Here is a 25750-nt window from a genome sequence, read left to right as displayed (position 1 = left end):
CAGGAGAAGCCCTTGCGCCTTGTTTTGACACTGCTTTTACTACTGGCCACGGTGGCAGTGGTGGGTTACACCCATTGGCAGCTGGTTAGGCAGGTAAGGCCCCTGCTTCAACGCGCGCTGGGACATGGGCTGGTGGTGCTGGTGGCAGCCGCCTTTGCCTGGACGGTGTCCGCTACCTATATGGGCGCCGAGGAAGGCGGCGGCCTGGCGGCGTTCCTGATGGCTTTCGGCGTGGCTCATATGCCACCGGCCATCGTCCTGTTTCTGAAGCAGCAGGAAAAGCAATAAAACCGGGATTGTGCCAGCCCATTGTCGCAAGTAACATGTCTGATACTGTACAAATGAACAGTATCAGGTGACAACATGAAAAGCCGCGGCACCGCACTCAATCCCCACAACCGCTTCCAGCTCCTGGCAACAGACCGTGACCACGATGACGGCTGGTATCAGGATCCGGAAGATGAGCTGTGCCCGGACTCCATGGCCACGGAAGTGATGGACGAGCAGGTCCGCACCATTATCAGCCGCAACCAGTCACCGGATATTCCCTTTGACCGGTCCATCAACCCCTACCGTGGTTGCGAGCATGCCTGCATCTATTGTTTTGCCAGGCCGACCCATGCCTACTGGGACATGTCTCCCGGCCTCGACTTCGAGACCCGGCTGATTGCCAAACCCAACGCCGCCGAACAGCTGCGGCGGGAACTGGACCACCCCGGCTACCGGCCGGCGCCCATCGCCCTGGGCATCAATACCGACGCCTACCAGCCGGTGGAGCGCCAGCGCCGCATTACCCGGCAACTGCTGGAGGTGCTGCTTGAATACCGGCATCCGGTCACAATACTCACCAAGGGCGCCCTGATCCTGCGGGACCTGGACCTGCTATCGGAACTGGCAAGCCACGGGCTGTGCTCGGTGGGGGTCAGCCTGACCACCCTGGACAACCCGCTCAAACGCATCATGGAACCCCGTACCGCCGCGCCCGCCACACGGCTGAAAATCCTTCGGCAACTGTCTGCGGCGGGCGTACCCACCAGCATGATCATGGCGCCGGTCATTCCGTTCGTGAACGATCATGAGCTCGAGCATATCCTCAAGGCCGCGGCCGAAGCCGGCGCCACCCGGGCAAGCTGGGTGATGCTGCGACTGCCCCTGGAGCTGGATGAACTGTTTCAGGACTGGCTACAGCGACACCTGCCCCAGCGGGCGGAGCACGTGATGAACCGTATCCGCGACTTGCGGGAAGGCAAGAGTTACCAGAGTGAATTCGGCAAGCGAATGACCGGCTCCGGGCCTTACGCCGACCTGATACGCCAGCGCTTCAATCGCCAGGCGCGGGCCTTGGGCCTTAATCAGGGGAAAGAACCCGCCCTGCGCACCGACCTGTTCCGGCGGCCCGCAGGGGAGCAAATGGGACTGTTCTGAAAGAACTCCCGGCAGTGATCTGCCGGGAGGTGAAAGGCCGTTTTACCAGCGGTAGCTCAGGCTGCCGATGACACTGCGGGATTCGCCGTAGTAGCAGTAGTAGTCACAGCTGGCCACGTATTCCTCGTCGGTCAGGTTATTCACATTAACCTGCGCGCGCCAGTTCTGGCTGAAATCATAGCGAGCCATCAGGTCAGTGACGGTATATGAATCGACCTCAACCTTATTGGCACCGGAGGAGGAGTGGCCAACAGATTCGCCGTTGTAGCGAAGCCCGCCGCCAACGGTAAGCCCGGGCACCCAGCCGGAGAGATTATAATCTGTCCAGAAAGATGCCATGTGCCGGGGAATCAACGGCAACTGATTCAGCACTTCATCATCCTTATTTTCCGCATCGGTATAGGTATATGCCAATGTCAGCTGCCAATCGTCCGTCAGGTATGCGTTACCTTCCAGCTCAAAACCACGGTTCTCTTTTTCACCTTTCTGAACCGTCTGTTGTCCTTCCTGAACAAGACTGTTTTCCTCGGTCAGCTCAAACACCGCCGCTGACACATAGCCATCAAGCCAGGTCGGCGCGTATTTGACACCCGCCTCCAGCTGTTTGCCCTCCAGCGGTTTGTAGAGGTCGCCATCGGTTTCAGTTGCCAACAGGGGCTGGAAAGACTCGCTATAACTTACATAAGTCGACAATCCATTATCGGCGAGGTACATCACGCCACCGGACAGGCTCCACTGGCTATCGTCCGCCTTCTCGGTATCGGCTCCGGTCTGCGCTTCGGTTTCGGCCCAGTCGTGACGTGCACTGGCCAGAATCACCCAGCGGTCATCAATGCGAAGCTGATTCTGGAGGTATGCCCCGACCTGCTCCTTGGTCGTGTCGCTCTCCAATAGCTGGGCTTCGGTGACAGGCGTGTAATTGCCATAGACCGGATCAAACATGTCGACGGAGCCGAAAGCGAGGAAGTCATCGTACTGGTCGCCATCAGCCGAAAGGTTCTGGTAATCCAGCCCTGCCAGCACGGTGTTTTCAGTGTGCTCGGTAAAGAATCGACCAGTAACACGGTTGTCAACGGTCAGACCGTCCGTTGTGCCTTCGCGAAAGACTACCCCCTGGACCACAGTCCTCGGATCGACAGCATCCTGATATGACGCATAGGTGCTGCGTAATTCAAGATCCAGGCGGTTGTAACGCAGGTTCTGCTGGAACGACCACTGGTTGTTAAAGGCATGTTCAAGTTCGTAGCCAATGGCTACCTGGGTACGCTCGTTCTTGTCATAACCGGGCTGCCCCAGGTTGGTAGACCTGTCCACCTTGCCATAAGGGGTATCATCAACCGTGCCGTAAGGGAGCTTGAAGGCGTTCACCGGTACACCGTCGTCCTTCTGGAGGCTGGACAGGACCGTCAGCCGGGTCTGCTCCGTCAGGTCAATCGCAATGCTGGGCGCGAGGTAGTACCGCTCATTCTCGGTATGGTCCAGATCCCCTTCCCGGTCCTTGTACACAGCAACCAGACGATAGCTGGCGCTGTCCGTGAGCGGGCCCGTGGTGTCGACGTTCAGTTGGCGGTGCTCCCGGTTGCCTGTCTGCACTTCAATGATGCCGGAGACCTCGCCGGATGGGCGCTTACTGACCGCATTGATTATCCCCCCGGTGGGCGCCTCACCATAGAGGATAGACGCCGGTCCCTTCAGAACTTCCACCCGGTCCAGGCCGAAGGTCTCGGGCAACCACTGGTAATAACCTTCACGGTAGATCCGCAGGCCGTCCTGGTAGGTAGCCTGGTCAAACCCACGCACCTTGAACCAGTCGGTATCGTTGTCGGCGCCGTAGTGGCCGGAGACAACACCAGACCGGTACCGGAAACTCTCATCCAGCGACTGCACATTGCGGTCGTCCAACTCTTCCCGACTGACCAGTGATGCCGGTTGGGGCGTTTCCGCCAGCGGCACACCCACCTTCAGGACACTGCCGGTGACCTCCAGTGCATTCAGCTCAACGGGGTCCTGCGCTTCGCCGGTTGATTGTGCCACGGCGACAGGCGCCACCGTCGCGAACATGATTCCCAATCCCGTGAGACGAACAATCCCCTTCAGCCGAAAACGGCCGCCAGCCTGATCAGGCAGCATAGTGCTTCTCCAGATAGTGATCACAACAGGAGCGTCTAGCAGACTGTCGAACTTAAGGCTGATCTACTGCGCCGATGGGAAAGCGGCTCAAATTCCCACCTTGCTCGTGACGATCGCTTAAGTCCGACAGGCTGCTAGCCCCCGAGACGACAATCGGGAACAGATATTAATGAGAATTAATACCACCTGCAATGAAAACTCATCAGAGAAACGCTTCTATCAAACCCACCAGACTGACCGACAGCAACACCACGCCCAACACCCGGAAAAACACCGGCGTCTCCGCCTGCAGCATTCGCTGATGCACTTTCAGGCCGATGACATGCCCCACGGCGGCGCAGGGCAGCAACCAAAGATGATGCATCAGCTGAAGATCCACACCAGCCCAGATAAAGGCGGCCAGTTTGATGAACACCAGGATGAACCAGAGCGCAAACAGGGTGTCCCGGAGTTTGTGCTTTGGCAGGTGTTGCGCCGCGACGGCAATGATCAGGGGTGCCCCGATCAGCGACGTACCGCTGATGTAGCCACCCACCATCAGAAACACCACGTCGACCGCCCGACTGCCACTGCGAAATGGCCGGTTGAAAATGTAGGACAATGAGTACACCGCCACGATCACAAAGATGATGGCGCTGAGAACTTGCGATGGCAGGGTAATGAGCCCGAACACACCGATCAGTTTGGGTACAATCATCACCCCCAGCAGATACCACAGATAACGCCAGTCAACCGTGCTTTCATGGGGCTGTGCGGCGGACTTCCCGCTACGGCGGTTATTCATCCAGATAGTCAGGGAGGAAAACACCAGCAGGTGAACCGCAATGATGGGCAGGAATACCAGTGGCTTGTTATGAACCAGCAGCAGAAAAGGCAGGGACAGCACGGCGCCACCGAAGCCCAGACCAGAACGGACAAACCCGCTCCAGACGAAAATCAGTGCAATAAGAACATACTGGTAGTCGACCAGGGACGACATCGGGTACAGCTCCCGGGTTATACTCTGGTAAAAAGGGCTGTTGATCATACAGGGAATGCCGTCGCCTTACAGGCCGTCAGTGGGCGGCAGGGCTTCCCGACAACCGTCCATAACCCATATTACCCATCCCGTCAGGAGGCTTCATGAGCAAGGGCAAACCCGCTGATCCACAGCAACCGGAAAACGCTCAGGACGAGGACGCCATTGCCTTTGCCCAGGGGATCTTCGACCTGGCCCGTAACGGTGGTGCCACCCTGCTTGCGCCGCTGCTGGAGGCCGGCGTACCGGTGGACATGCGCACCAGCGACGGCGAGACACTGCTGATGCTGGCCACCCGCCATGGCCACCCCGAAACCGTCCGCCTGTTACTGGCCCAGGGCGCAAACCCGGACCAGGCCGACAGCCAGCAGCAGACCCCGCTGATGCACGCCGCCATGGCTGACCGCGTCGATCTGCTTGACCAGCTGGTGGCTGCCGGGGCGAGCCCAGGACTCACCGACGCCGACGGCCACACCGCACTGGACCTGGCCCGGAACAGCCAGGCAACAGAGACGACCCGGCGCCTGGAATCGTTGATGTAGCCTATGCCGATGGCCGACGCGAGCGGTCGTCTTTTTCCTGTTTTAGATTGTGCACAATATAGTTGCAGGCAACCTTATAGCCGTGTAGGGTGTTCTTAGTGTCAGCGAGCCCAGCGGGCTCCACCCAAACCGAAAGAAGGAGAACATCATGTCCCTGGAAAAAGTCCTTTATACCGCCTCAGCAGAAGCCACCGGCGGTCGTGATGGCCGCGCCATCTCATCCGACGGCGTACTGGACGTTGCCCTTACCACCCCACAGGCACTCGGTGGTGCCGGCGGCGACGGCACCAATCCCGAACAGCTGTTTGCAGCCGGCTATTCCGCCTGCTTTATCGGTGCCATGAAGGTGGTTGCCGGCAAGGCGAAGCTGCCGATGCCAGAGGATACGTCCGTGGAAGGCCTGGTCGGCATTGGTCCGCTTGGTAACGGCTTTGGCATTCAGGTGGAACTGCGCATTTCCCTGCCGGGTATGGATGGCGAGCAGGCGCAACAGCTGATCGATATGGCTCACCAGGTATGCCCCTACTCCAACGCCACCCGTGGCAACGTTGATGTCACCCTGACCCGGACAGACTGAGCCGGGACACGGGCCGGCCCAATCACCCGGCCACCCGGTAAAGGCCACCAGCGGCATGCATTCCGCTGGTGGCCTTTACTGTTCAGCCTGACGTATACCTGCCAGAATTGTGTGCAAACCCTAACCCGGAGGGATACACCCGATGTCATGGATCAAGGCATTTATCAGCGGCTTCCTCGCCACTCTGGTATTTCATCAGGGCCTGTTCGGCCTTTTCTATCTGGCTGATGTGGTCCCGGCGGCACCCTTCAACCTCAGCCCGGTGCCACCGTTTGGCGTGCCTGCTGTCGTCTCACTGGCGTTCTTTGGCGGGCTCTGGGGCATTGTCCTGTGGGCGTTGCTTGGCCGTCTTGGCAAGCCGGCCTTCTGGAGCCTGATGGTCATCCTCGGGGCCATTGGCCCCACCGCCGTGGCCATGCTGGTGGTATTCCCCCTCAAGGGAATGGAGGTAACCTCCCAGACCTGGATCGGGGGCCTGATCCTGAACGGTTTCTGGGGGCTGGGGGTAGCGGTATTCCTTACCCTGCTGGGCGCTCGCAGGTTGGCAACAGCGGATAACCGTCGGCTGTGAGGTCTGGCGTCCGGTCTGGCTAGTGTGCCGTGCGGTTAATTCGCTGATTGACTGGCGAGTCTGGCCATTAACTTGCGCCAGGCAATGGGTAGCACCTGCTCCAGGTCATTCAGGACCGGGTCGGTTGGCGACAATAGCGGTACACGCTGTCTTGCTGCCAGCAGGACGGTGTTATTGGTCTTGCTGGTGTAACAGAACAGGGTGCCGAATTGCTGCCGCAACTGGCGGAAAAGCCGACCGTCCGGGTCCGGCGGACGATGGTAGTTCACCGCCAGCCAGCCCTGATCGGACAGAGTCCGGTGGCACAGGTCGATGAAGTGCCGGCGGGACTGGGCGGGACTCATGCGGTCCGCGCCATAGAGGTCCGCCATGATCAGATCCGCACTGCCCTCCGGCATGTCCGCCAGCGCCTGGCGAGCTTCGGCGATGGTCATGTGGACCCGACCGGTCTGTGGCAGGCTGAAGTAATCCTGAGCGACCCGAACCACCTCACGGCGCAGATCTACCCCGTGGATCTCGCACTCCGGCAGCAGATGGTGAAGCGCGCCGACCAGGGTGCCACCACCCACACCCAGCACCACCGCACGGGACGGCCGGTGCCAGGCAACCGGTAGCAACATGGCCCGGTTGTATTCGTGCACCGGCAGCCAGGGCCGCTGCCGGTCAATCTTGCTCTGTTCGAACACTGAATCGAAGGTCAGCACCCGGTGCCGGCGATAGTCGATCACCATGATAGGCCCGACGCGGTCCCGGGTGTGGTGCACCACGTCTCCTGACAGGGATGGTCTCAGCATGGCAGATCTGTCGCTCCTCGCTGGCGGGAAAGCTGGTTCATCGACTTCGTATTGCCCAACTTTAATCCATCCCCCGGGTTTTATTGCTAGTCTTCATCACAAGACTGGGTAGCAAGCTGGTTGAAACAAGGATACCGGCAAGCGGGCCATGGATAGCAGGCCCGGTCAACCGAAACAGGCCGTCAAGGAGTTGTCCCATGGACCTGATCCGAATTCTGATTGCGATTCTGCTGCCACCGCTGGGTGTTTTCCTCCAGGTGGGTATCGGCAAACACTTCTGGATAAACATCCTGTTGACCCTGCTGGGGTATATCCCCGGTATTGTGCACGCAGTCTGGGTAATCGCGAAAAAGTAACTCCGCGCTCAGACAGGGCTGCGCCGAGCAGCCCTGTTCTCTTCCAGCCCCTGCCCTCCCCGGCCATCGGCAAACCCTTCTCTCTCGTATACAGTGGCGTCATAGCAATCCGGAATCTCTTTGCCGGAACCATGCACCAACCATAACGAGAGCCCCATGACCAAGCTCCAGATCGATATCGTTTCCGACATTGCCTGCCCCTGGTGCGCCATCGGCTATGCCCGGTTGCAGCAGGCCATGGAACAGCTGACGGATGACATCAGTTTCCAGATCCAGTGGCATGCCTTCGAGCTGAACCCGGACGCCTCCGGCGACGGCGAGCCCATCCTTCAGGCACTGGCCCGCAAGTACGGTCGCAGTCCCGGGGAAATGGAGGCTGCCCAGGCCGACATGATGCGCATTGCCACGGAACTTGGGCTGAATTTCTCGCGGATGCAGGAACGTTATACCCGCAATACGTTCGACGGTCACCGTCTGGTGAAATGGGCCGGCGAACATAACCGGCAGACTGAAATGAAGATGGCGTTATTCGACGCCTATTTCGGGCACGCCGCCAATATTGCCGACCACGACGTGCTTCAGGATCGGGCCGAAAGCATCGGCCTGGACGGCAACCAGGCACGGGAGCTGCTCGAATCCGACCGCTACGCCGATGAGGTCCGCCAGGAAGAAGCTTACTGGCAGCAAGCAGGGGTTACCGGCGTACCTGCCTTTATCCTGAACCGGCGGTATATGATCTCCGGTGCCCAGGAACCGGAGACTCTGGTGGAAGCCCTGCGCAAGGTCGCCGGTGAAGTGGCTGATGAGGCGTGACAGTCCCTGGCAGACATTTATGAAACCAGTTGCACAAGAAACCGGTCACTGGTAATTTTATGCAACTGGTTGCACCAGAGCCTCCCGGCTTCCCTGGTGGCACCGTGTCATCCGCCAAACCCTTTCCACCGACAGCTCTCCCGGTTGTCGGTGGGCCTGCTCAGGAGCTGTCATGTCATTACCGGATAACCTCAAGGGCCTGTCACTGCCGGCAGTAGCCTCTCCCCTGTTTATCATTTCCAACCCGGACCTGGTCATCGCCCAGTGCAAGGCCGGCATCGTGGGATCATTCCCCGCACTCAATGCTCGCCCGGCGCACGTGTTGGAGGAGTGGCTGGAGCGGATCACCACCGAACTGGCGGAATACAACGCACAAAATCCGGACAAGCCGGCGGCGCCGTTTGCGGTCAACCAGATCGTCCACCGTTCCAATGATCGCCTGGAACACGACCTGGACCTGTGTGCCAAATACAAGGTGCCCATTATCATTACCTCCCTCGGCGCCCGGGAAGACCTGAACCAGAAGGTCCACGAGTGGGGCGGCATCACACTCCATGATGTGATCAACAACCGCTTCGCCAAAAAAGCCATCGAAAAGGGCGCCGACGGCCTGATCGCCGTTGCCGCCGGTGCCGGTGGTCATGCCGGCACCCAGTCACCGTTCGCGCTGGTTCAGGAAATCCGCGAATGGTTCGACGGCCCGCTGTTGCTCTCGGGCTCCATTGCCAACGGCAATGCCGTGCTGGCCGCCCAGGCAGCGGGCGCCGACCTGGCCTATATCGGCTCTGCCTTCATTGCCACCAGAGAAGCCAACGCCGACGAAGCCTACAAGCAGATGATTGTCGACAGCGGCGCCGAGGACATCGTCTACTCCAACCTGTTCACCGGCATCCACGGCAATTACCTGAAGAAGAGCATCGAGGGCGCCGGGCTGGACCCCAACGCCCTGCCCGAATCCGACCCGTCGAAGATGAATTTCGGTTCAGGCAGCAGCTCCAAGAATAAAGCCTGGCGGGATATCTGGGGTGCGGGCCAGGGTGTCGGCGCGGTCAAGGACGTGGGCGACGTGAACACGCTGGTTACCCGTCTGATCCGCGAGTATGGCCAGGCCCGCCAACGGCTGGCGCTGAATGAAACTAACGCCGAAGCCATGGCAGAACCCGCCTGATCGAGGGGCGCGTAGTGAAATCGGTGCTGCAGATTATCCGCGATCTGCCAGCACCCGCGGAAAGAACCGGGCCTCGGCACCGGGCTGGTGTCAGAGCAGTGGCAGTGTCTCCCGGGCCCATTGCAACCAGTCCTCCTCGGCGGATATCCCCTTGAGCAACACACGATGCTGCAGGTGCTGGGCCCGGGTCATCTCCGGCACCGGGAAGTCCCGCGCCTCAATGGCCCGGTAGCTGGCAAGCCGTTGCTCATGCCAGTTGATCAGGCGCTCCAGCTCATAACGGACACCGATCGGCCCCAGCACCGCCTCGGCACGGATTTTCACCATCAACGCCTCATTGCTGGCACCGGAACTGCCAGGTTCCGCTGCCCAGCGCACCAGTTCCTCCCGCCCCTCGGGAAGAACATGGTAAACCTTGCGCTTGCGGCTGCCGTCATCGCCCTTTGCTTCCACTTCCACCCAGCCGGCGGCGGCCATGCGGCGAAGTTCGCGGTAGATCTGCTGATGGCTGGCTTGCCAGAAATGGCCGATGGACCGGTCAAATCGACGGGCGAGCTGATAGCCGGTTGAGGGTTTCTCGAGGAGCGAAGTCAGTAGGGCGTGTTGAATCGACATGGCGGTGATTCTATCCGCAATGGTCTGCCGCGCCAATTCGGATTCCCGGGTTGGCGCTCTGCCGCCGTCATCAAATCGCCGCAGAATCCGCAACCAGCCCATGACCCCAGTGGCAAAATCCATCGTGTTCTGGCAAATGGCCAACCTTTAACCCACGACCTTTTGTGACACAGTTACGATGGAGTGCCAATTTGTGAAAGCCGCTTCCCTCGGGGTCCACTAGAGTTGCCCTGAAGGATGACCAAAAAATAAACAAAAACAGGCCATTAGATTATCCGCGATTGCTCCGCCAGCCTGCAGCTGGCTTCCCGTACAGCAATGTCTCCGATGCAGTGAACAGGCTTCAGGAATTGTGAACTGCATTGTGTAACCGGAGTCACGGGCCGGCAGGTGGCTGCTATTACTTATAACGGACAGACGCCGTTGTCGGTCCGCCTCTCCCTCAAGCGGGTGAGGCGACTGATCTATGGCCCCCGATAACACAACAAAGGATTCCCCGCTGGCCGGCATTCAGCAGGGCGATACAATGACCAACAAGAACAATAGCAATCATTTACCCTGCAAGAGGCCACGACTGCTGATCTGGAGTCGGGAGGTCATGTTCCTTGGTACCTGCTTCAGTCGCCAGGAGCCCTATCGAACAACGCAAGAGCTCATGGTGGTCTGCCTGCAGGGCAGCCTTGGCGTGAAATCGGCCAGAGGGACCACGATATCGACTCGCACCTGCCTGATACCCGCCGGGGTCCGGCTGGAGCCGGACCTGGTCGAAAACCGGCAGGCGGTGCTGGGCATCTACTTCCTGGCGCCCTTCTCCCAGGACCACGCGGCGCTCGCCAGCCAGATGACAGAGATTGGTAGCGGTATCTTCTGCCATCACCCGGACGAAGCGGCAGTGATAAGGGCCATGACGCAGGTCCGAAACCAGCCGGTGACCACTACACGGGAGGCCCGGTCAGTAGTCCGCGATGCCCTGATCCCCAAATCCCTGCAGGGGCTGGTGTTCCGGGACTATGACCCGCGCGCACTGACGGTTGCCAAACGTATTCGCGCCGATCTCCATGATGCACCGAGCCTGGCCACGCTGGCGGAGGAAGTGAACCTGTCGGAGTCGCGCCTGGAGAAACTCTTCAAGGAACAGGCAGGCCTGCCCATTACCCAGTACCGGGTTCGCTATCGAGTCTTTATCAGCACCATCATCATGGCCCTGGGTTACTCCATTACCGAAGCCGCCCTGCTGTCAGGCTTTTCCAATTCGGCCCACCTTTCCCGCTGCTATCGCCAGGTCAACGGCGTGACGCCTTCTTCCACCTTCCTGAACCCACCCTATATCGATTCGGTTCTCGATCCCTCCGCCATCAGCCTGGTGGAACCCATGCTGGATGGCCAGCCGGTATTCTGAAAAAGCCCCTGTCCGACACCAGAGACAGCACCGGCCCGTAAAAAGAAGGCTGATAGCTACCAGGACAACTGGTCGTCATTTTTTGTGGCGAAAACCGCCGGTCATCAGTGCCGGTTTCATGATAACGCCCACGGATTGCTGCTATTTTATGGGACCACCACGCAGCACAAGGGAGCCTGATGTACGATCCGACCAGTGACTGGAAAGACCTGACACCGCAACAGGCCATCCAGCTTCAGCAGCAGTCAGCCAGCCAGGTCATTACCCGGGACGACCTGCCCACGATAACCACCGTCGCCGGGGTCGACGTGGGCTTCGAGAACCGGGACATTGCCCGCGCCGCCATCGTGGTGCTGCGGCTGGCTGACCTGAAACCCATCGACTACGCCATCGCCCGTCAGCCAGTGCCGATGCCCTACATCCCCGGCCTGCTGTCCTTCCGGGAATGCCCGGTGATCCTCGAGGCCCTGGCAAAACTCGACCGCAAACCAGACCTTTTGCTGTGTGATGGCCAGGGTATTGCCCACCCTCGACGACTGGGGGTTGCCTCCCATACCGGTATCCTCACCGGCCTGCCCGCCATCGGCGTTGGCAAGAGCAGGTTGACCGGAACCCACGGCCCGGTCCCGGATGACAAGGGCGCCTGGGTTCCGCTTGAGGACAAGGGTGAAACGATCGGCGCTGTCCTGCGTACCCGTCAGGGGGTCAAGCCACTCTACATTTCACCCGGACACCGCATCAGCCTGCCCACCGCCATCCACTATGTAATGGCCTGCGTGACCCGCTATCGCCTGCCGGAAACCACTCGCTGGGCCGATGGCATTGCTTCCGGACGGGGCTGGAAGTGGCTCGACCAGTTACCCGAAAGACGTTGAACGCGAAAGCATGAACGCTACTGGCGGGACAGCCGATCCCGGGTGGACAACCGCCCTTCCCGCCGTATTTCGGCACCGTCGTATCGTCGTTTCTGGTCCTCCGTCTCCGGGGTGACGGCCGGCACATCCACCGGCTTGCCGTCATCATCCAGGGCGACGAATGTGAAATAGGCTGACAGGATATGCCGCACCTCGCCGGTGTAACTGTTTTCCGCTTCCACCTGCGCCCCGATCTCCATGGAGGAGCCCCAGCTGCGATTCAGGGAAAGGCTGAACAATAGCGTGTCATTGCCCTTGGCCGGGGCCCGGAAATGAATGGAGTCCACCGCTGCCGTCACACAAACCCGGGCCGAGTGCCGTTCGGCGACAACCAGTGCCAACCGGTCGCACTTGGCCATGATCATGCCCCCGAAGACGGTATTCTGGGCATTCATATCGTTGGGAAAGACTTTGTAGACGTGCTTGTCGATGGCGGACGCCGCCACGGGCTTGCTGTTTTTTGAAGACATGCCTGGAGCACTCTCCTGCTGCCGGAAAAGGTAGATGATGATTCCTACTATACCCCAGTGTCCGCCCTGAGTGGCGCCGACATCAGCTGCCCCGTCTTCAGACACCCGGACACCTGCACTCAGGTTCGACACCATTACACTTTTGACACAGAACTACGGTCAAAGGCACCCGAAAAGCCCCCATACCGCCCCATAAGTCAGTCGAGAAATATTGTTTTTAGCAACCGTGATTCATGCACGTTTTCCTGCCAATTCGTGAAAGCTCACTTCGCGCACGACACACTAGTTTACGTTCCGGGGATGCGGTGTCCCCGACAACAACACACAACAAAGTACTGCAACAGGAATAACAATATGTTCAAACACAATGCCAACAACCCGCTGCGGTCACTGATCGCAGCAAGCTCCTTGCTGCTCTCCGCTACGGCCTTTGCCGCTGGTGGCGGTGGCAGCGATGATGGTGACAACGGTTGCACCAGTGACTGTGGTTTCGAGCGAGGCCCGGATCCCACGGTATCTTTCCTGGAGGCCTCCAGCGGCCCCTACTCCGTAGATACTGACCGCGTGTCCAGTTTTGTGGGCGGTTTCGGTGGCGGCACCGTGCACTATCCCACTGGCACCACGGGTACCATGGCAGCGGTCGTGGTGATCCCGGGCTTCGTGTCCGCCGAGTCATCCATCGAATGGTGGGGGCCGAAGCTGGCTTCGTACGGTTTCGTGGTCATGACCATCGACACCAACAGCGGGTTTGACCAGCCGCCCAGTCGTGCCACCCAGATCAATAATGCCCTGGATTACCTGATCGATGAGAACGATAGCAGCACCAGTCCTTACAGCGGCATGATCGACACCAGTCGCCTGGGTGTTATCGGCTGGTCCATGGGCGGGGGCGGCACCCTGCGGGTTGCAGCCGAGGGCCGCATCCAGGCAGCGATCCCGCTGGCACCCTGGGATACATCCAGCTTCCGGTTCCGCGATATCCAGACGCCCACGATGATCTTCGCCTGTGAGTCTGACATTGTCGCGCCGGTTCGCAGCCACGCCGATCCGTTCTATGACGCCATTCCGGACTCCACCGACAAGGCCTTCTTCGAGCTGAATAACGGCAGCCACTATTGCGGTAACGGTGGCAACAGCTACAACGACGAACTGGGTCGTCTGGGCGTGTCCTGGATGAAGCGGCACCTGGACAACGACCAGCGCTATAACCAGTTCCTGTGCGGACCGGATCATGAGTCCGACTGGGACATCTCCGAGTACCAGGGAACCTGCCCCTACTGAGAGGGCAGTACACATAAAGTCATAGCAAACTGATCAGATGAGTGCTGGCTCCCTGCCAGCCTTGACGGGTCGTGGTTCGCCACGGCCCGTTTTCCGTTTCATACCCGGTTTTTCCCCCTGCCTCACAGCGTTTTCTCCGCTCAATCGACTGTTATCTGATCCAACCGATAAAAAAGAGCGAGCGCTCGAAACGCCAAATTCAGGCCAATCATGAAAGACAGGACTCGTTTGCCGACAACAACGTGATGAATGCACTAACCGGTGCCAATTCGTGAAAGCTGCATCCCGACGACGGGGCTACTGTTCGTGCCGGGGAGAGCAGTCCCCGCTAACAATGCACAACAAAACAAAACAGGGAAATCATTATGTTCAAGCAGATCGGTAAGAAATCAGCCCTGTCGCTGATAGCGGCGGGCAGCCTGATGCTCTCGGCCTCCGCGTTTGCCATCAGTGGTGGCGGTAACGATGGCGGCGGTGGTGATGATGGCGGTTGCGAAAGCGACTGTGGCTTCGAGCGCGGCCCGGATCCCTCCGTGTCCATCCTGGAGTCCAGCCGTGGCCCATACAGCGTACGGACCAGCAACGTATCCAGCTTCGTCAGCGGTTTCGGCGGCGGCACCATCCACTATCCAACCGGTACTACCGGCACCATGGCGGCTGTTGTGGTTATTCCCGGCTTTGCATCCTCCGAGTCGTCCATTGCATGGTGGGGGCCGAAGCTGGCGTCTCACGGTTTCGTGGTCATGACCATCGATACCAACAGTGGCTTCGACCAGCCTGCCAGCCGTGCCAACCAGATAAACAGCGCGCTGGACTATCTGATCGACCAGAGCAACAGTGGCTCCAGCGCGATCAGCGGCATGGTCGATACCACCCGTCTGGGCGTTGTCGGTTGGTCCATGGGCGGTGGTGGCACCCTGCGGGTGGCGACCGAGGGCCGTATCAAGGCGGCCATTCCGCTGGCACCGTGGGACACCTCCAGCCTGCAGTTCCGCAGCATTTCCACGCCCACGCTGATCTTCGCCTGTGAAAACGACACGATTGCACCGGTACGCAGCCATGCCGATCCGTTCTACGACGCGATCCCCGACTCTACCGACAAGGCCTTTGTGGAGATCAACGGTGGCAGCCACTATTGCGGTAACGGCGGCAACAGCTACAACGATGTGCTGAGCCGTCTGGGCGTGTCTTGGATGAAACTGCACCTGGACCAGGACCAGCGATACAACGAGTTTGTCTGCGGGCCGCGCCACGAGTCTGATCGGGATATCTCCGAGTATCGCGGCACCTGCCCATACTGAAACGCTATTCCTGAAGTTTGCAGTACTGTCAAAATTGCAGGCCAGACAAATAAGTAGCCTGAACCGGGCTGCGGTGATTCCGTAGCCCGGCTTTTGCTTTAACCGATCTGGACGACTACTTTCTTGCCTTTGAAGACCGGCCCTACGCTCACGGGGACAAGGACGTGAACGACCTGGTGGTGTATGTTCACAGGTCGCCCCCTGCAGAGACCGGCCCCGGCTATCAACCGCCCTCCGGCTTTACCTCTGCCGGCGTGTCGTCTCCGAACTCCGGAGACGTATCCATCAGGCGCGCGCGCAGGCGGGGCAGCTGAGAGGGATAATTCTGCTGGATAAACGTCACCAGCCCTTCCCGGATGGCGCATCGCAGGTCCCAGCTCTGGGTGGAGTCCGGGGCACTCATCAGGAAACGAACCTGCACGGCCTGATCATTGGAATCGGTGACCTGAACGGTCGCCAGGATGCCATCCCACTGCGGCAGGTTATGCAACAGGCGGGAAAACTCCTGGCGCAGTGGTTCGATGGGCATGGTGTAATCCACCCAGATAAAGACCGGGACAAGCAGTTCCGACGAACTCCGGGACCAGTTCTGGAAAGGATGCTCGATAAACCACTGCAAGGGCACGATAAGCCGGCGCAGGTCCCACACTCTCAGCACCACGTAGGTCGCGGTTACTTCCTCAACCCAGCACCATTCATCCTGAACGTACAGCACATCATCAATGCGGAACGGCTGGGTGAGCGCAATCTGCATACCCGCAAGCAGATTACTGAGTACCGGCCGGGCCGCGAAACCCAGGATGATGCCACCAACACCCGCGGACGCCAGCAGACTGGCACCGATCCTCTGTACCGACTCGAAGGTCATCAGCGCGGCACCAATGCCCACGATAACAATGAGAACATTCAGGCAGCGGACCAGGAAGCGGGTCTGCGTTTCCACCTTGCGGGCCCGTTTCCATTGCCCTTCCAGCACGGGGTTCAGCAACACGATGACCTCGCCAATGACAGAGGTCAGGCGAACCGCCGCCCACGTCAAGGCCAGAATCAGCAGCAACAGGGTTGTCTGCTCCACCGCCGGCAGAAGCGGCAGATCATCCGGTGACGCGTTGAGCATCGCCTGCAGCACCAACAGGCTGGTCACCACCCCCAACGCCTTGGCTGCTGCATCCAGGAACAGGCGGGGAACGGTGCGACGCTCCGAAAAACGACGGACCAGTGCCAGCGTGACACGATAGGTGATATAAGTGGCTATCACCGCAAACAATGCCAAAAGGCCTGGTACAAGCCACGCCTGCAACCCCTCTTCCAGAGCCCCGGCAACCTCCACAGCATCCAGCATTGCACATTCCTTCCAGGTGATGGTCTCTGCGAATAACGTAAGGGATGCAGCTCCGAAAGGCCAGAAAGTCACTTCGCTGCCCCACTGATCATCTCGCGCGAGCGGCCTGACGACCTGTTCAAGTTCGTGGATTCGCACGGGCCCGCCTGCTGGCAGTCAGCCCATCGTTTTCATTGCTGTCCGGCAAAATTCCTCATAAATACCTTGAAATTACAGAGCTTCGTCATAAGCTCTTGAAGTATACGCAACACCGTTCGACCCTGAACTCACCATACACCCATTGCGGAGAGCCACATGGCAGGAGCAAGCGACGGTTACCATGAGCCTATTGAGCAACTGACCGACAAGACCCGGGACATGCATCGCGCCCTGGTTTCCGTACAGGAAGAACTGGAAGCCGTGGACTGGTATCAACAGCGTGCAGATGCAACCGAGGATGAGGAGCTCAAGGGCCTGCTGCTCCACAACATGCGGGAGGAAATCGAACACGCCTGCATGGTGTTGGAATGGCTGCGGCGCAATCATCCGGATTTTGCCGAACAGATGGATATCTACCTCTACACCAAAAAGCCCATTCTGGAGGCAGAGGAAGACGACGCGAATCTCAGCGGCGCCGGTGAAGACAGCCCCGCCAGATCGCTGAACAAATTCACCATCGGTTCCATGAAGGGTGAGTAAACGCCATGAACTATCTTAATCGTGAAAACGCCTCTTTTTCCAAGGACATCTGGGAGAGGATAGATGAAGCCGCTGTCAGTTCGGCACGGGAAGTCCTCACCGGCCGTCGCTTTCTGGAAGTCGACGGCCCCTATGGTGTCGGCCTGACCGCCATTGAAGTGGGCGAGGAAGGTTACTGCCGTCAGCCGGCCGCGGATGAAGCCGGCGCCGTGCTCAGCCGCGCCAGCGCCATCCCCATGCTGCGCAAGAGCTTTGGCCTGAGCGTGCGCCGTATTGAAGGTTACGAGTCCATGGGCCAGCCCCTGGATCTGCGTTCCGTGGAAGACGCTGCCGAAGCCGTCGCCCGCCGTGAGGAAGAGTTCATCTACTACGGCCAGCCGGATTTCGGACTGGAAGGCCTGCTGACGGCGAAGGGCCGCAACGAGGTCAAGTGCGAGGACTGGAGCAAGATCGAACAGGCCCTGGAGAACGTGCTCTCGGCGGTCAATCACCTGGACGACAAGGGCTTTCACGGACCCTACGCGCTTGTCCTGTCACCCACCTGGTACAACCTGTTGTTCCGCCGCTACGAAGGCACCGACATGCTGCAACTCGAGCATCTCAAGCGCCTGTGTGAAGTCGGTGTTTTCAAGGCGGAAATCGAAGGTGCCGTACTCCTGGACCCGCGTGTCGGCCGCATTATCGTCGGACAGGACCTGATGACCGGGTATTCTTCCAACGACGGCATCCATCACCAGATGTTTGTCAGTGAGAGCCTGGCGCTACAGGTGGAGGAGCCCGGGGCCATCTGCACCCTGACCCGGAAGAAGTAGGCCCGTCATGGCTACCGAAACGGACCTTTCCCGGGGGCGGCAGGTCGCCAGGCAGGCGCTGGTGGAGCTGGATGATGTGAGCCAGCGCCAGGTCGCCTGCGGCGATGACAACCTGCGCTCGACCCTGCAGGCTATCGGTCAGCGCAAGTCGGGGCAAGCATGGCGTTTGCTGGCGTGGTTGCAGCAGCACGACGGACACATGCCCGCATCACAAGGGCAACAACCAACCGCGCCCCGGCAACCAGGTGAGGCCGCGGCAGCGGCGGAGCCCGGCCCGTCCGCCTCCGGTTCGGAGTCTCCGGATTCGGTAACGGACACCCCCCATGCCGCAGCGACAGCTGACGCGGCACTGGTGATCGAACGCCGCGACGTAACGCCGGACCTGATCGTGTTCCGGGTTGCCCGGCCAGGGGATTTCGAGTTCTCACCGGGCCAGTCAGTCAAGCTGGGCCTCGGGGACATTCGGCGCTCCTACTCGATTGTGTCCGCTCCCCACGAGGCGTTCCTCGAGTTCTTCGTGGAACTCGCCCCTGGCGGACAGATGTCCGAGCAGTTACGACGGCTGCAGGTGGGAGACACCCTCACCCTCGGCCCACCCAAAGGCGGCCTGCGGTTTGATGGCCGGATGCCAAACCATCTGATGATCGCCACGGTCACCGGCATCAACCCGTTCATCAGTATTCTGCGGGACTGTCTTCACCGTGGGCAGCGGGCACACCGGATGGTGCTCATGCAGGGAGCCAGCTATCAGGACGAGTTCGGCTATCGGCAGGAACTGGAGGCGCTGGCGGCGGCCCACCCTGACCTTCTGACCTACCTGCCCACAGTCAGCCGCCCGGACGAGGCCCGCAACCAGGGCTGGACGGGCGTTACCGGTCGTGTCGACACCCTGGTGGAGGAGGTTCTCACCCATCATGGGCTGGAGCCCCGGGACACCCTGGCCTACGCCTGTGGTCACTCAGGCATGCTGGAGTCGGTGGCCGGGCACCTCCACCCAAGGGGGTTCCGGCTGGAAACTGAAAGCTACGACTGAGCCGCTCCAGTGAAAGCCGTATGAAAGAGCTCGGAAGTTCAATCCAGTTGAACGAATCGGGCGGATTTATCCGTTATCACTTGGCGACCGGTGTGACTATCTTGGTATGACTTGATCGACTCCGTTATCCGGAGCGACATTCAACAGCCATTCGGTGAAGGAAGCACAGACCATGTCACTCAAGCTCCAGACCATCATCTGCAGTACCCGTCCAGGACGGGTTGGCCCATCCGTCGGCCGCTGGTTCAATGAATTCGCCAACAAACAGGGTAAGTTCGAGAGCACCCTGGTGGACGTGGCAGACTTCAACCTGCCGGTGTTCGACGAACCCAATCATCCGGCCATGCAGAAATATGAAAACGAACACACTGTAAAATGGTCAGAGACCGTGGCTGAAGCCGACGCCTACGTGTTCGTGATTCCGGAGTACAACTACTGCCCGCCGCCCTCCTTCTTTAACGCTGTTGATTTCCTTTACAAGGAGTGGAACTACAAGCCCTGCGGCTTCGTCAGCTATGGCGGTGCGTCCGGGGGCATCCGCTCTGCCCAGATCGCCAAGCAGCTGGTGACCACCGTGCGCATGATGCCAATGGTGGAAGGCGTCATGGTGCAGATGCCATGGGATCATTTCGACGAAGAGAAACAGTTCCAGGCGCTGGACCTTCACACCGATTCGGCGTCATCCATGCTGGACGAAATGAAGAAATGGGCCACCGCCCTGAAAACCATGCGCCAGTAACCGCCAGGGCGACTCCTAGTGTGCCGTGCGGTCAATTCGCTGACCTACTGCGTGACGCTGGGGCTTCTGGCCAAGGCGCCAGTCCGCCGGTGTGGTGGTTCCACATCAAGGGCTGGCAACACCGGCCAGAAGTCCCAGCGTCGCGCCCTTCGGGAGCCCCTGAGGGCCTTGATAGCCGCGTTGCGCTGCCTCGATTTGGAACCACCAAACCTTCGCCACCGCGCCTTGCTTTCAAGGCCCTCAGGGGCTCAGTAGATCAGCGAATTGACCGCACGGCACACTAGCCCACTAGGAACCGTATCAGCGCTGCCGCCGCGATACCGGCACCAATCGCCGGCAATACCCGCCTGGTCGCCAGCATGATCACGGTGGTGGTGGCGAGGGCAGCAATGGCGCCCGCATCCCCGCTGAACGCCATGGGTACGATAATGGCAATCAGGACCGAGCTGGCCATGGTGTTGATAAAGCTTTCGATGCGCGGGTTGATACGCACGAACGACATAATGAATACGCCACCCCAGCGGGTGGCCAGAGTCACCAGCGCCATCAGGGCAATAATGATCAGAATGCCGGTTGTCGAGGTTTCCAGGGTCATGATCTGTCTCCCTCGGGCTCTGGCTCAGCGACCCTGCGCGGCTCCAGCCAGAAAAAACCGATAGCACCGCCAGCAAGGGCTCCCACCACCACATGGGTATTCGGCGGCAGCCAGTACCAGGCCATCATTGAGGCCACCCCCGCAACAACCCAGGCCACCAGGGTTCTGGGGGTCTTGTTTCCGCCAAGGGCCATGGCCAGCAGAAAGCAGCCCAGCACCATATCCAGGCCCAGGCTGTGGGGATCCTGAAGCAGTCCGCCGAAGTAGACGCCCAGACTGGTCCCCAGCACCCACGCCAGCCACAGGGCAAGGCCACCGCCAAGGATCACTTCCAGGTTCCGCCGCCCACTCTGGTACTGCTGGGCAGACACCGCCCAGTTGGCGTCGGTCAGCAACAGTAGCAGAGCATAACGGCGCCCCGGAGACATGTCTCGCAACATGGGATACAGCGATGCCCCCATCAGCAGATGCCGTGAGTTGATGGCAAACACCACGGCCATCATCGGCACCAGCGAGACCTGGGGTCCCCACATATCCACCGCCGCAAACTGGGACGCGCCGGCAAACACCACGGTGCTCATCAGCAGGGCCTGCAAGGGCTCCAGCCCCTGCTGTACGGCGGCGAGACCAAACGCCGCGCCGAATGCCACCACAAACAGCGAGATCGGAAGCAGCCGGAAAAATTCAGCGCGAACCCGGGTCGGCTGGAATCGATAGGAATAAACATTGTCGGTCATCCGGGGAATCTAGCAGACTTCGTCCGGGGCAGGCACCGGATATAAGTATAAGCCGCAGCCTGGCAACCCATAATGCCGATGTCGGGTCTTTATCTGCGCGGTATCAATGAAAAATCTTTCTTGCAGGTCCATAGTGGTCATCAAAGAATCAGACACTGGGATTGGCATATGAAACTTCGCTTTCTGGGTGGTGTTGGCACGGTGACCGGATCACGGCACCTGCTCAGCAATGACAAACACCGGCTGCTGGTGGATTGCGGCATGTACCAGGGCGTCAAGTCCCTGCGACGCCGGAACTGGGCGCCGTTTCCGGTTGAGCCTCGCACCATCGATGCGGTAGTGCTGACCCATGCCCATATCGACCACAGCGGCTACCTGCCGGCGCTGGTCAAAAACGGGTTCCGGGGGAAAATCTACTGCACCAAAGCCACCCACGAGTTGTGCAAGGTGCTGCTACCCGACGCCGGCTTCCTGCAGGAAGAAGACGCCCGTTACGCCTACCGCAAGAAGTTCTCCAAGCACGATAAACCAGAACCCCTGTTCACCGAGAAAGACGCCTACGAGGCCCTGAAGCATTTCGAGTCACTGCACTACCATGAACCCTTCGAACCGGTACCCGGGTTCAGGGTCGAATTCACACCGGCCGGCCATATTCTGGGTTCTTCCTGTGTGCATGTCACTGATACTACCAGTGACCGGACCGTGGTCTTCAGCGGCGATGTGGGTCGCCAGGACGATGTCATCATGCGTCGGCCCGAGCCCATCGGCAAGGCTGATGCCCTGGTGTGTGAAAGCACCTATGGCAATCGGCGCCACGGCGAAACAGACCCGGAGCAGGTGCTGGCCGAGATAATCGGCAAAACCGCCGCCCGTGGCGGCGTGGTGCTGATGCCAGCATTTGCAGTAGGGCGCGCCCAGATGCTTCTGTACCTGGTGCACAAGCTTATGGCCGAGAACCGGATTCCGAAGCTACCCGTTTACCTGAACAGCCCCATGGCCATCCGGGCTACCGAGATCTTCAGCCGCCACCACAAGGAACACCGACTGAGCCAGGCCCAGTGCGGGCTGATCGACGAGAACACCAGATTCGTGCGCACCGTGGAGCAGTCCATCGAGCTGACCACCAAAAAGTTTCCCGCCGTTATCATCTCCGCCAGCGGCATGGCCAGTGGCGGACGGGTGCTGCACCACCTGAAGATGCTGCTGCCCAACCCCCGCAACAGCATCATTTTCGCCGGTTTCCAGGCCCCCGGCACACGGGGGGATGCCATGGTAAACGGCGTCGAGTCAGTGAAGATTCACGGCGAGTACTGGCCGGTGAAGGCAGAGATCCACAACCTGGATTCCCTCTCCGCCCACGGCGACTACGAGGAAATCCTCACCTGGCTGGAGCAGGGCCAACTGACCCCGGACCATGTCTATATCACCCATGGCGAGCTGGTGGCGGCGGATGAGATGCGCAAACACATCCGCGAACGCCTGGGCTGGAACACCAAAGTGCCAGAGCTGTACGACGAAGTAGAGATCTGAGTCCTACAGCTCCTCGGTTTTTGGCGGCGCCCCCACTTTGGTGTCGGAGAGGTGTTCCTTCGACAGTCCTCGAAGCAGCGCGAACATCATGGCAAACACCAGGATAAACATGGGCAGGCCAACCACGGTGATAACCTGCTGCAGCGCCGTCAACCCGGCTTCTCCGGCCAGCACGACCAGCATCGCCGCCAGGGCACCCTCCGATACACCCCAGAACACCCGCTGGTGCCAGGGCCCCGGTTCAGCGGTGCCGGTACAGAGCATATCCACCACCAGCGATGCCGAGTCCGACGAGGTGGCGAAGAAAATTGCCACGATCACCACGGCCAGCCCCTGAATCAGGGTTGATGCCGGGAAGTTCTCGAAGAAGGCGAACATGGCCAGAGGAATGCTCTCCTCCACCGCCGCAGCCAGGGACCCGGCCTGAGCACCAAGCGCAGCCCGGGCCTCGGCACCGATACCGTCGATTTCCATGGCCGACCAGCCGAAAATGGCAAACCAGATCAGCGTGAAGATGGACGGGGCAAACAGCACCCCCAGGACAAACTCACGAATCGTACGCCCCCGGGAGATACGCGCCACGAAAATGCCGATAAAGGGTGACCAGGTTACCGTCCAGGCCCAGTAGAAGACCGTCCAGCCACCCTGCCAGCCCCACTCACCCTGGCCTTCATTGGCATATTCCGCCAGCGCATCGTTCCAGAAAGCCATGGGCAGGATGTTCGTGATATACAGGCCGAACGTCTCTACCACCGCCCGCAACAGAAACACCGTGGAACCGGTGAACAGCACGAAAAGCATCAGGCCCACGGCCATTCCGATGTTGACGTTGGACAGCATCTTTATGCCCTTGTCCAGGCCGGCAACAATGGAGCAGACCGCCACCGTGGTCAGCACAACAATAATGATGACCTTGGTGGTAACGGAGTCCGGCACCCCCAGCAGCTCCGACAGACCGGCATTGATCTGCTGAGTGCCCAGACCAATGGAAACCGCCACACCGAACAGGGTGCCGAGAATGGCAAACACATCCAGAGTCTTGCCAACCGGTCCGTAGATACGTTCACCAATCAGCGAATAAAACACCGAGCTGAATCGCATGGGCAGGTTATAGCGATAGATGAAATAGGCAAACGCCAGACCCGGCAAGGTAAAAATCGCCCAGGTATGCAGCCCCAAATGGTAAATTGCGAACCCCATGGCATCATCGGCCGCCTCTACCGTGAACGGATCAACGTCCGGTCGTGGAGGATTGGCGAAATGCGAGATGGGTTCGGCCACCCCCCAGAACATCAGTACCGTGCCGATACCACCGGCGAACAGCATGGTGAACCAGGAGATATTGCCATAGTCCGGCGTGGCATCGTTGCCACCGAGGCGGATCGAGCCGAAGCGACTGATGGCTACCCAGAGCAGAAACACCACCCAGATGGTCACCCCGAAAATAAAGAACCAGCCAAGGTTGGTCGCGATCCAGTGCCGCCCCGCACCGAAGGCAGTGCCAATGGGACCAGGCGCGATCAGCAAGGCCACCAGAAACACCACCATGATGCCGGCGGAGACGAAAAATATGGTCGGGTCAGTCCTGAGCCCGAGCTTTCTCGCGAGTTCTTCCATCACATGCCCTCCTCTCTTAGCTGAAAGGTAGGAGCTGTGAAAAGTATGAGCCAGTTCATTAGCAATATGTCATGTGCTATTGGGCCCGGCCCATCCACCAAGCGGGAAATACCGATGCCTTCGGCCCTCGTCATCAGCACCGTGCCAGGTTATTCGCCCACCTGACCAAACAGCACCACATGCATCAGCCGCCCCGGAAGCAGGGTAAAGACGCCCGCTCCGATCACGGCAAACAGGAACAGCGACGCCATGATCATGCCGTGACGTCGCATATTGCCCTGCCTTGCGGCCTGTATGGCCAATGTCAGGTAGACCAGCGTTACCACTGACAGGATATGGATCGGGCTCCACGGCCCCACCAGCTGGATCCGATGAATGAAAAACGATGACACTGCCGTGACCGCCATGGCGACAACCCAGCCCCACCCCATGGTCCGGTGCAATGAGGTACCCCGCTTCAGTACCAGCTGTAGCAGCCCGATCACCAGGGCGAGCATGACTGTCACCACATGGATCTGAATTGGCAGACTGGCCGCCAGCAACGCGTTCAGGTTCATTTTTTCCTCTCCCTGTTATGCACTTTTTTGCATAATATTCTTTACCGAATAACTATGCAACAATATGCATAACGATGTCCGAAGGAGTTTCCATGTCGCTGAAATTCGCCGTGCTGGCCGCCCTCCACGAACAACCGGCAACCGGCTACGACCTGACCCGGAATTTCCGTACCCGCATGGCGAATGTATGGAATGCCAGCCACCAGCAGATCTACCGGGAACTGTCGAAAATGACCGAAGAAGGCTTACTGGAAGTGGAGGATGTACCCCAGGACAGTCGGCCGGACCGGAAGCTTTACCGCCTGTCGGACGCCGGCATCGCTGACCTGGCAAATTGGCTCACAGAATCCCAGGGGCGGCCACCTACCCGTGATCCACTGCTGGTCAAGCTGTTTGGGGGCGACCTGGTGGACCCTGAATCGCTAATGGCAGAAATCACCCGCCAACGGCAGAACTGGCGGCAAGAGCTCGACCGGTACCGTGATATTGAGGCGGAATACTTCTCGGCGCCGGAGCAAGTGCCCTTCCGCTTCCGGCTGCAGCATCTGGCCCTCAGGAAAGGCATCCGGTCCATGGAATCAAACCTGGCATGGGCGGATGAGGTCGTTGCCGTGCTGAATCATGAAATCAAAAGCAGATCATAGCCGGACGCTATGACATTTCCCGGTATCGTGATCACCGAGTCAACGTTAGCTCTGATACCATATCCGTCAGGCAATACGTCCATATTTGCAAA

At 59.6% G+C, this 25750-nt stretch carries 28 protein-coding genes; 18 read left to right on the top strand and 10 right to left on the bottom strand.

Features of this window, described 5'->3' with window-relative positions; genetic code table 11:
- Window positions 1–12 precede the first annotated feature (12 nt).
- Together IE079_RS11440 and IE079_RS11435 are read left to right on the top strand one after the other, a co-directional pair.
- Window positions 13–288, top strand: a complete 276-nt coding sequence (locus tag IE079_RS11440) for a hypothetical protein (protein WP_189576529.1) — start codon at window positions 13–15, stop codon at window positions 286–288.
- A gap of 75 nt (window positions 289–363) precedes the next feature.
- Entirely contained in the window at window positions 364–1425 is a 1062-nt protein-coding gene (locus IE079_RS11435) for a PA0069 family radical SAM protein (RefSeq protein ID WP_189576527.1), read from the top strand.
- Between the two features lie 42 nt (window positions 1426–1467).
- Here IE079_RS11435 and IE079_RS11430 read toward each other — a convergent pair whose 3' ends face one another.
- Window positions 1468–3486: a TonB-dependent siderophore receptor gene (locus IE079_RS11430; RefSeq protein ID WP_189576525.1), complete on the bottom strand. Its 2019-nt coding sequence runs from the start codon at window positions 3484–3486 to the stop codon at window positions 1468–1470.
- A 271-nt stretch (window positions 3487–3757) separates the two neighbouring features.
- Window positions 3758–4534 carry a sulfite exporter TauE/SafE family protein gene (locus tag IE079_RS11425; RefSeq protein ID WP_189576523.1) on the bottom strand — a complete coding sequence of 259 codons (777 nt, stop codon included), beginning with the start codon at window positions 4532–4534 and terminating at the stop codon, window positions 3758–3760.
- Between the two features lie 143 nt (window positions 4535–4677).
- On the opposite strand from IE079_RS11425, the gene IE079_RS11420 reads away from it, so the two are divergent.
- The 3 genes from IE079_RS11420 to IE079_RS11410 all read left to right on the top strand — a co-directional run bounded on the left by IE079_RS11420 (window position 4678) and on the right by IE079_RS11410 (window position 6263).
- Window positions 4678–5115, top strand: a complete 438-nt coding sequence (locus IE079_RS11420; protein ID WP_189576521.1) for an ankyrin repeat domain-containing protein — start codon at window positions 4678–4680, stop codon at window positions 5113–5115.
- A gap of 148 nt (window positions 5116–5263) precedes the next feature.
- Window positions 5264–5692, top strand: coding sequence for an organic hydroperoxide resistance protein (locus IE079_RS11415; RefSeq protein WP_189576519.1), 429 nt, complete (start codon window positions 5264–5266; stop codon window positions 5690–5692).
- A 142-nt stretch (window positions 5693–5834) separates the two neighbouring features.
- Window positions 5835–6263: a hypothetical protein gene (locus IE079_RS11410; protein ID WP_189576517.1), complete on the top strand. Its 429-nt coding sequence runs from the start codon at window positions 5835–5837 to the stop codon at window positions 6261–6263.
- Window positions 6264–6298: 35 nt separating this feature from the next.
- Here IE079_RS11410 and IE079_RS11405 read toward each other — a convergent pair whose 3' ends face one another.
- On the bottom strand, window positions 6299–7057 hold the full coding sequence (locus IE079_RS11405) for a spermidine synthase (RefSeq protein ID WP_189576515.1): 759 nt from the start codon (window positions 7055–7057) through the stop codon (window positions 6299–6301).
- Window positions 7058–7254: 197 nt separating this feature from the next.
- On the opposite strand from IE079_RS11405, the gene IE079_RS11400 reads away from it, so the two are divergent.
- The 3 genes from IE079_RS11400 to IE079_RS11390 all read left to right on the top strand — a co-directional run bounded on the left by IE079_RS11400 (window position 7255) and on the right by IE079_RS11390 (window position 9394).
- A complete protein-coding gene (locus IE079_RS11400) occupies window positions 7255–7413 on the top strand; it encodes a YqaE/Pmp3 family membrane protein (RefSeq protein WP_091849886.1) in 159 nt (52 codons plus the stop codon).
- Between the two features lie 156 nt (window positions 7414–7569).
- Window positions 7570–8226 carry a DsbA family oxidoreductase gene (locus tag IE079_RS11395; protein ID WP_189576513.1) on the top strand — a complete coding sequence of 219 codons (657 nt, stop codon included), beginning with the start codon at window positions 7570–7572 and terminating at the stop codon, window positions 8224–8226.
- 172 nt (window positions 8227–8398) lie between these two features.
- Window positions 8399–9394, top strand: coding sequence for an NAD(P)H-dependent flavin oxidoreductase (locus IE079_RS11390; protein WP_189576511.1), 996 nt, complete (start codon window positions 8399–8401; stop codon window positions 9392–9394).
- Between the two features lie 90 nt (window positions 9395–9484).
- On the opposite strand, the gene IE079_RS11385 is transcribed toward IE079_RS11390, so the two are convergent.
- Window positions 9485–10132: a PadR family transcriptional regulator gene (locus tag IE079_RS11385; RefSeq protein WP_227712463.1), complete on the bottom strand. Its 648-nt coding sequence runs from the start codon at window positions 10130–10132 to the stop codon at window positions 9485–9487.
- Between the two features lie 475 nt (window positions 10133–10607).
- On the opposite strand from IE079_RS11385, the gene IE079_RS11380 reads away from it, so the two are divergent.
- Together IE079_RS11380 and nfi are read left to right on the top strand one after the other, a co-directional pair.
- Window positions 10608–11408 (top strand): helix-turn-helix domain-containing protein, encoded by an 801-nt coding sequence (locus IE079_RS11380; protein ID WP_189576509.1) that lies wholly within the window; start codon window positions 10608–10610, stop codon window positions 11406–11408.
- Window positions 11409–11587: 179 nt separating this feature from the next.
- A complete protein-coding gene (nfi, locus tag IE079_RS11375) occupies window positions 11588–12283 on the top strand; it encodes a deoxyribonuclease V (RefSeq protein ID WP_189576508.1) in 696 nt (231 codons plus the stop codon).
- Window positions 12284–12300: 17 nt separating this feature from the next.
- On the opposite strand, the gene IE079_RS11370 is transcribed toward nfi, so the two are convergent.
- Complete coding sequence (locus tag IE079_RS11370) at window positions 12301–12792, bottom strand: acyl-CoA thioesterase (protein WP_189576506.1); 492 nt, start codon at window positions 12790–12792, stop codon at window positions 12301–12303.
- A gap of 354 nt (window positions 12793–13146) precedes the next feature.
- On the opposite strand from IE079_RS11370, the gene IE079_RS11365 reads away from it, so the two are divergent.
- Together IE079_RS11365 and IE079_RS11360 are read left to right on the top strand one after the other, a co-directional pair.
- Window positions 13147–14073, top strand: a complete 927-nt coding sequence (locus IE079_RS11365) for an alpha/beta hydrolase family protein (RefSeq protein WP_189576504.1) — start codon at window positions 13147–13149, stop codon at window positions 14071–14073.
- A gap of 365 nt (window positions 14074–14438) precedes the next feature.
- Window positions 14439–15374 carry an alpha/beta hydrolase family protein gene (locus IE079_RS11360; RefSeq protein ID WP_189576501.1) on the top strand — a complete coding sequence of 312 codons (936 nt, stop codon included), beginning with the start codon at window positions 14439–14441 and terminating at the stop codon, window positions 15372–15374.
- 223 nt (window positions 15375–15597) lie between these two features.
- On the opposite strand, the gene IE079_RS11355 is transcribed toward IE079_RS11360, so the two are convergent.
- Window positions 15598–16716, bottom strand: a complete 1119-nt coding sequence (locus tag IE079_RS11355; RefSeq protein WP_189576499.1) for a mechanosensitive ion channel family protein — start codon at window positions 16714–16716, stop codon at window positions 15598–15600.
- Between the two features lie 294 nt (window positions 16717–17010).
- Here IE079_RS11355 and IE079_RS11350 point away from each other — a divergent pair, with 294 nt between their 5' ends.
- From IE079_RS11350 to IE079_RS11335, 4 genes are all read left to right on the top strand, one after another.
- Window positions 17011–17394: an encapsulin-associated ferritin-like protein gene (locus IE079_RS11350; protein WP_189576497.1), complete on the top strand. Its 384-nt coding sequence runs from the start codon at window positions 17011–17013 to the stop codon at window positions 17392–17394.
- A gap of 5 nt (window positions 17395–17399) precedes the next feature.
- A complete protein-coding gene (locus tag IE079_RS11345; RefSeq protein ID WP_189576495.1) occupies window positions 17400–18206 on the top strand; it encodes a family 1 encapsulin nanocompartment shell protein in 807 nt (268 codons plus the stop codon).
- A 7-nt stretch (window positions 18207–18213) separates the two neighbouring features.
- Window positions 18214–19239: an FAD-binding oxidoreductase gene (locus IE079_RS11340; protein ID WP_189576494.1), complete on the top strand. Its 1026-nt coding sequence runs from the start codon at window positions 18214–18216 to the stop codon at window positions 19237–19239.
- Window positions 19240–19411: 172 nt separating this feature from the next.
- Window positions 19412–19978: an NADPH-dependent FMN reductase gene (locus IE079_RS11335; RefSeq protein ID WP_189576492.1), complete on the top strand. Its 567-nt coding sequence runs from the start codon at window positions 19412–19414 to the stop codon at window positions 19976–19978.
- Between the two features lie 280 nt (window positions 19979–20258).
- Here the strand turns inward: IE079_RS11335 and IE079_RS11330 are convergent, their stop codons facing one another.
- Window positions 20259–20573, bottom strand: coding sequence for an AzlD family protein (locus tag IE079_RS11330; RefSeq protein ID WP_189576489.1), 315 nt, complete (start codon window positions 20571–20573; stop codon window positions 20259–20261).
- Window positions 20570–21310 (bottom strand): AzlC family ABC transporter permease, encoded by a 741-nt coding sequence (locus IE079_RS11325; RefSeq protein WP_189576487.1) that lies wholly within the window; start codon window positions 21308–21310, stop codon window positions 20570–20572. Before IE079_RS11325 ends, IE079_RS11330 begins: the two co-directional genes overlap by 4 nt.
- Before the next feature lie 168 nt (window positions 21311–21478).
- On the opposite strand from IE079_RS11325, the gene IE079_RS11320 reads away from it, so the two are divergent.
- Entirely contained in the window at window positions 21479–22840 is a 1362-nt protein-coding gene (locus tag IE079_RS11320; RefSeq protein ID WP_189576485.1) for an MBL fold metallo-hydrolase RNA specificity domain-containing protein, read from the top strand.
- Between the two features lie 3 nt (window positions 22841–22843).
- On the opposite strand, the gene IE079_RS11315 is transcribed toward IE079_RS11320, so the two are convergent.
- Both IE079_RS11315 and IE079_RS11310 read right to left on the bottom strand, forming a co-directional pair.
- Window positions 22844–24457, bottom strand: coding sequence for a BCCT family transporter (locus IE079_RS11315; protein WP_189576483.1), 1614 nt, complete (start codon window positions 24455–24457; stop codon window positions 22844–22846).
- A 149-nt stretch (window positions 24458–24606) separates the two neighbouring features.
- Complete coding sequence (locus IE079_RS11310) at window positions 24607–25014, bottom strand: DUF2306 domain-containing protein (RefSeq protein ID WP_189576481.1); 408 nt, start codon at window positions 25012–25014, stop codon at window positions 24607–24609.
- 92 nt (window positions 25015–25106) lie between these two features.
- On the opposite strand from IE079_RS11310, the gene IE079_RS11305 reads away from it, so the two are divergent.
- Window positions 25107–25658, top strand: coding sequence for a PadR family transcriptional regulator (locus tag IE079_RS11305; protein ID WP_189576479.1), 552 nt, complete (start codon window positions 25107–25109; stop codon window positions 25656–25658).
- The last annotated feature ends 92 nt before the right edge of the window (window positions 25659–25750 follow it).

The organism is Marinobacter zhanjiangensis, assembly GCF_014651935.1.
GTDB lineage: Bacteria > Pseudomonadota > Gammaproteobacteria > Pseudomonadales > Oleiphilaceae > Marinobacter > Marinobacter zhanjiangensis.
Note: the sequence above shows the minus strand (reverse complement) of the source record. Positions and strands in the feature narration are given on the sequence as shown.

What these genes read in the sequence shown, in the direction of transcription:
- IE079_RS11310 (WP_189576481.1), bottom strand. Translation starts at nt 25,014, where the DNA reads ATGAACCTGAACGCGTTGCTGGCGGCCAGTCTGCCAATTCAGATCCAT.
- IE079_RS11430 (WP_189576525.1), bottom strand. Translation starts at nt 3,486, where the DNA reads ATGTTCGCGACGGTGGCGCCTGTCGCCGTGGCACAATCAACCGGCGAA.
- IE079_RS11335 (WP_189576492.1), top strand. Translation starts at nt 19,412, where the DNA reads ATGTCACTCAAGCTCCAGACCATCATCTGCAGTACCCGTCCAGGACGG.
- IE079_RS11415 (WP_189576519.1), top strand. Translation starts at nt 5,264, where the DNA reads ATGTCCCTGGAAAAAGTCCTTTATACCGCCTCAGCAGAAGCCACCGGC.
- IE079_RS11425 (WP_189576523.1), bottom strand. Translation starts at nt 4,534, where the DNA reads ATGTCGTCCCTGGTCGACTACCAGTATGTTCTTATTGCACTGATTTTC.
- IE079_RS11370 (WP_189576506.1), bottom strand. Translation starts at nt 12,792, where the DNA reads ATGTCTTCAAAAAACAGCAAGCCCGTGGCGGCGTCCGCCATCGACAAG.
- IE079_RS11365 (WP_189576504.1), top strand. Translation starts at nt 13,147, where the DNA reads ATGTTCAAACACAATGCCAACAACCCGCTGCGGTCACTGATCGCAGCA.
- IE079_RS11405 (WP_189576515.1), bottom strand. Translation starts at nt 7,057, where the DNA reads ATGCTGAGACCATCCCTGTCAGGAGACGTGGTGCACCACACCCGGGAC.
- IE079_RS11340 (WP_189576494.1), top strand. Translation starts at nt 18,214, where the DNA reads ATGGCTACCGAAACGGACCTTTCCCGGGGGCGGCAGGTCGCCAGGCAG.
- IE079_RS11435 (WP_189576527.1), top strand. Translation starts at nt 364, where the DNA reads ATGAAAAGCCGCGGCACCGCACTCAATCCCCACAACCGCTTCCAGCTC.
- IE079_RS11360 (WP_189576501.1), top strand. Translation starts at nt 14,439, where the DNA reads ATGTTCAAGCAGATCGGTAAGAAATCAGCCCTGTCGCTGATAGCGGCG.
- IE079_RS11315 (WP_189576483.1), bottom strand. Translation starts at nt 24,457, where the DNA reads ATGGAAGAACTCGCGAGAAAGCTCGGGCTCAGGACTGACCCGACCATA.
- IE079_RS11330 (WP_189576489.1), bottom strand. Translation starts at nt 20,573, where the DNA reads ATGACCCTGGAAACCTCGACAACCGGCATTCTGATCATTATTGCCCTG.
- IE079_RS11350 (WP_189576497.1), top strand. Translation starts at nt 17,011, where the DNA reads ATGGCAGGAGCAAGCGACGGTTACCATGAGCCTATTGAGCAACTGACC.
- IE079_RS11355 (WP_189576499.1), bottom strand. Translation starts at nt 16,716, where the DNA reads ATGCTGGATGCTGTGGAGGTTGCCGGGGCTCTGGAAGAGGGGTTGCAG.
- IE079_RS11325 (WP_189576487.1), bottom strand. Translation starts at nt 21,310, where the DNA reads ATGACCGACAATGTTTATTCCTATCGATTCCAGCCGACCCGGGTTCGC.
- IE079_RS11385 (WP_227712463.1), bottom strand. Translation starts at nt 10,132, where the DNA reads ATGGATTTTGCCACTGGGGTCATGGGCTGGTTGCGGATTCTGCGGCGA.
- IE079_RS11345 (WP_189576495.1), top strand. Translation starts at nt 17,400, where the DNA reads ATGAACTATCTTAATCGTGAAAACGCCTCTTTTTCCAAGGACATCTGG.
- IE079_RS11305 (WP_189576479.1), top strand. Translation starts at nt 25,107, where the DNA reads ATGTCGCTGAAATTCGCCGTGCTGGCCGCCCTCCACGAACAACCGGCA.
- nfi (WP_189576508.1), top strand. Translation starts at nt 11,588, where the DNA reads ATGTACGATCCGACCAGTGACTGGAAAGACCTGACACCGCAACAGGCC.
- IE079_RS11395 (WP_189576513.1), top strand. Translation starts at nt 7,570, where the DNA reads ATGACCAAGCTCCAGATCGATATCGTTTCCGACATTGCCTGCCCCTGG.
- IE079_RS11420 (WP_189576521.1), top strand. Translation starts at nt 4,678, where the DNA reads ATGAGCAAGGGCAAACCCGCTGATCCACAGCAACCGGAAAACGCTCAG.
- IE079_RS11390 (WP_189576511.1), top strand. Translation starts at nt 8,399, where the DNA reads ATGTCATTACCGGATAACCTCAAGGGCCTGTCACTGCCGGCAGTAGCC.
- IE079_RS11380 (WP_189576509.1), top strand. Translation starts at nt 10,608, where the DNA reads ATGTTCCTTGGTACCTGCTTCAGTCGCCAGGAGCCCTATCGAACAACG.
- IE079_RS11410 (WP_189576517.1), top strand. Translation starts at nt 5,835, where the DNA reads ATGTCATGGATCAAGGCATTTATCAGCGGCTTCCTCGCCACTCTGGTA.
- IE079_RS11400 (WP_091849886.1), top strand. Translation starts at nt 7,255, where the DNA reads ATGGACCTGATCCGAATTCTGATTGCGATTCTGCTGCCACCGCTGGGT.
- IE079_RS11320 (WP_189576485.1), top strand. Translation starts at nt 21,479, where the DNA reads ATGAAACTTCGCTTTCTGGGTGGTGTTGGCACGGTGACCGGATCACGG.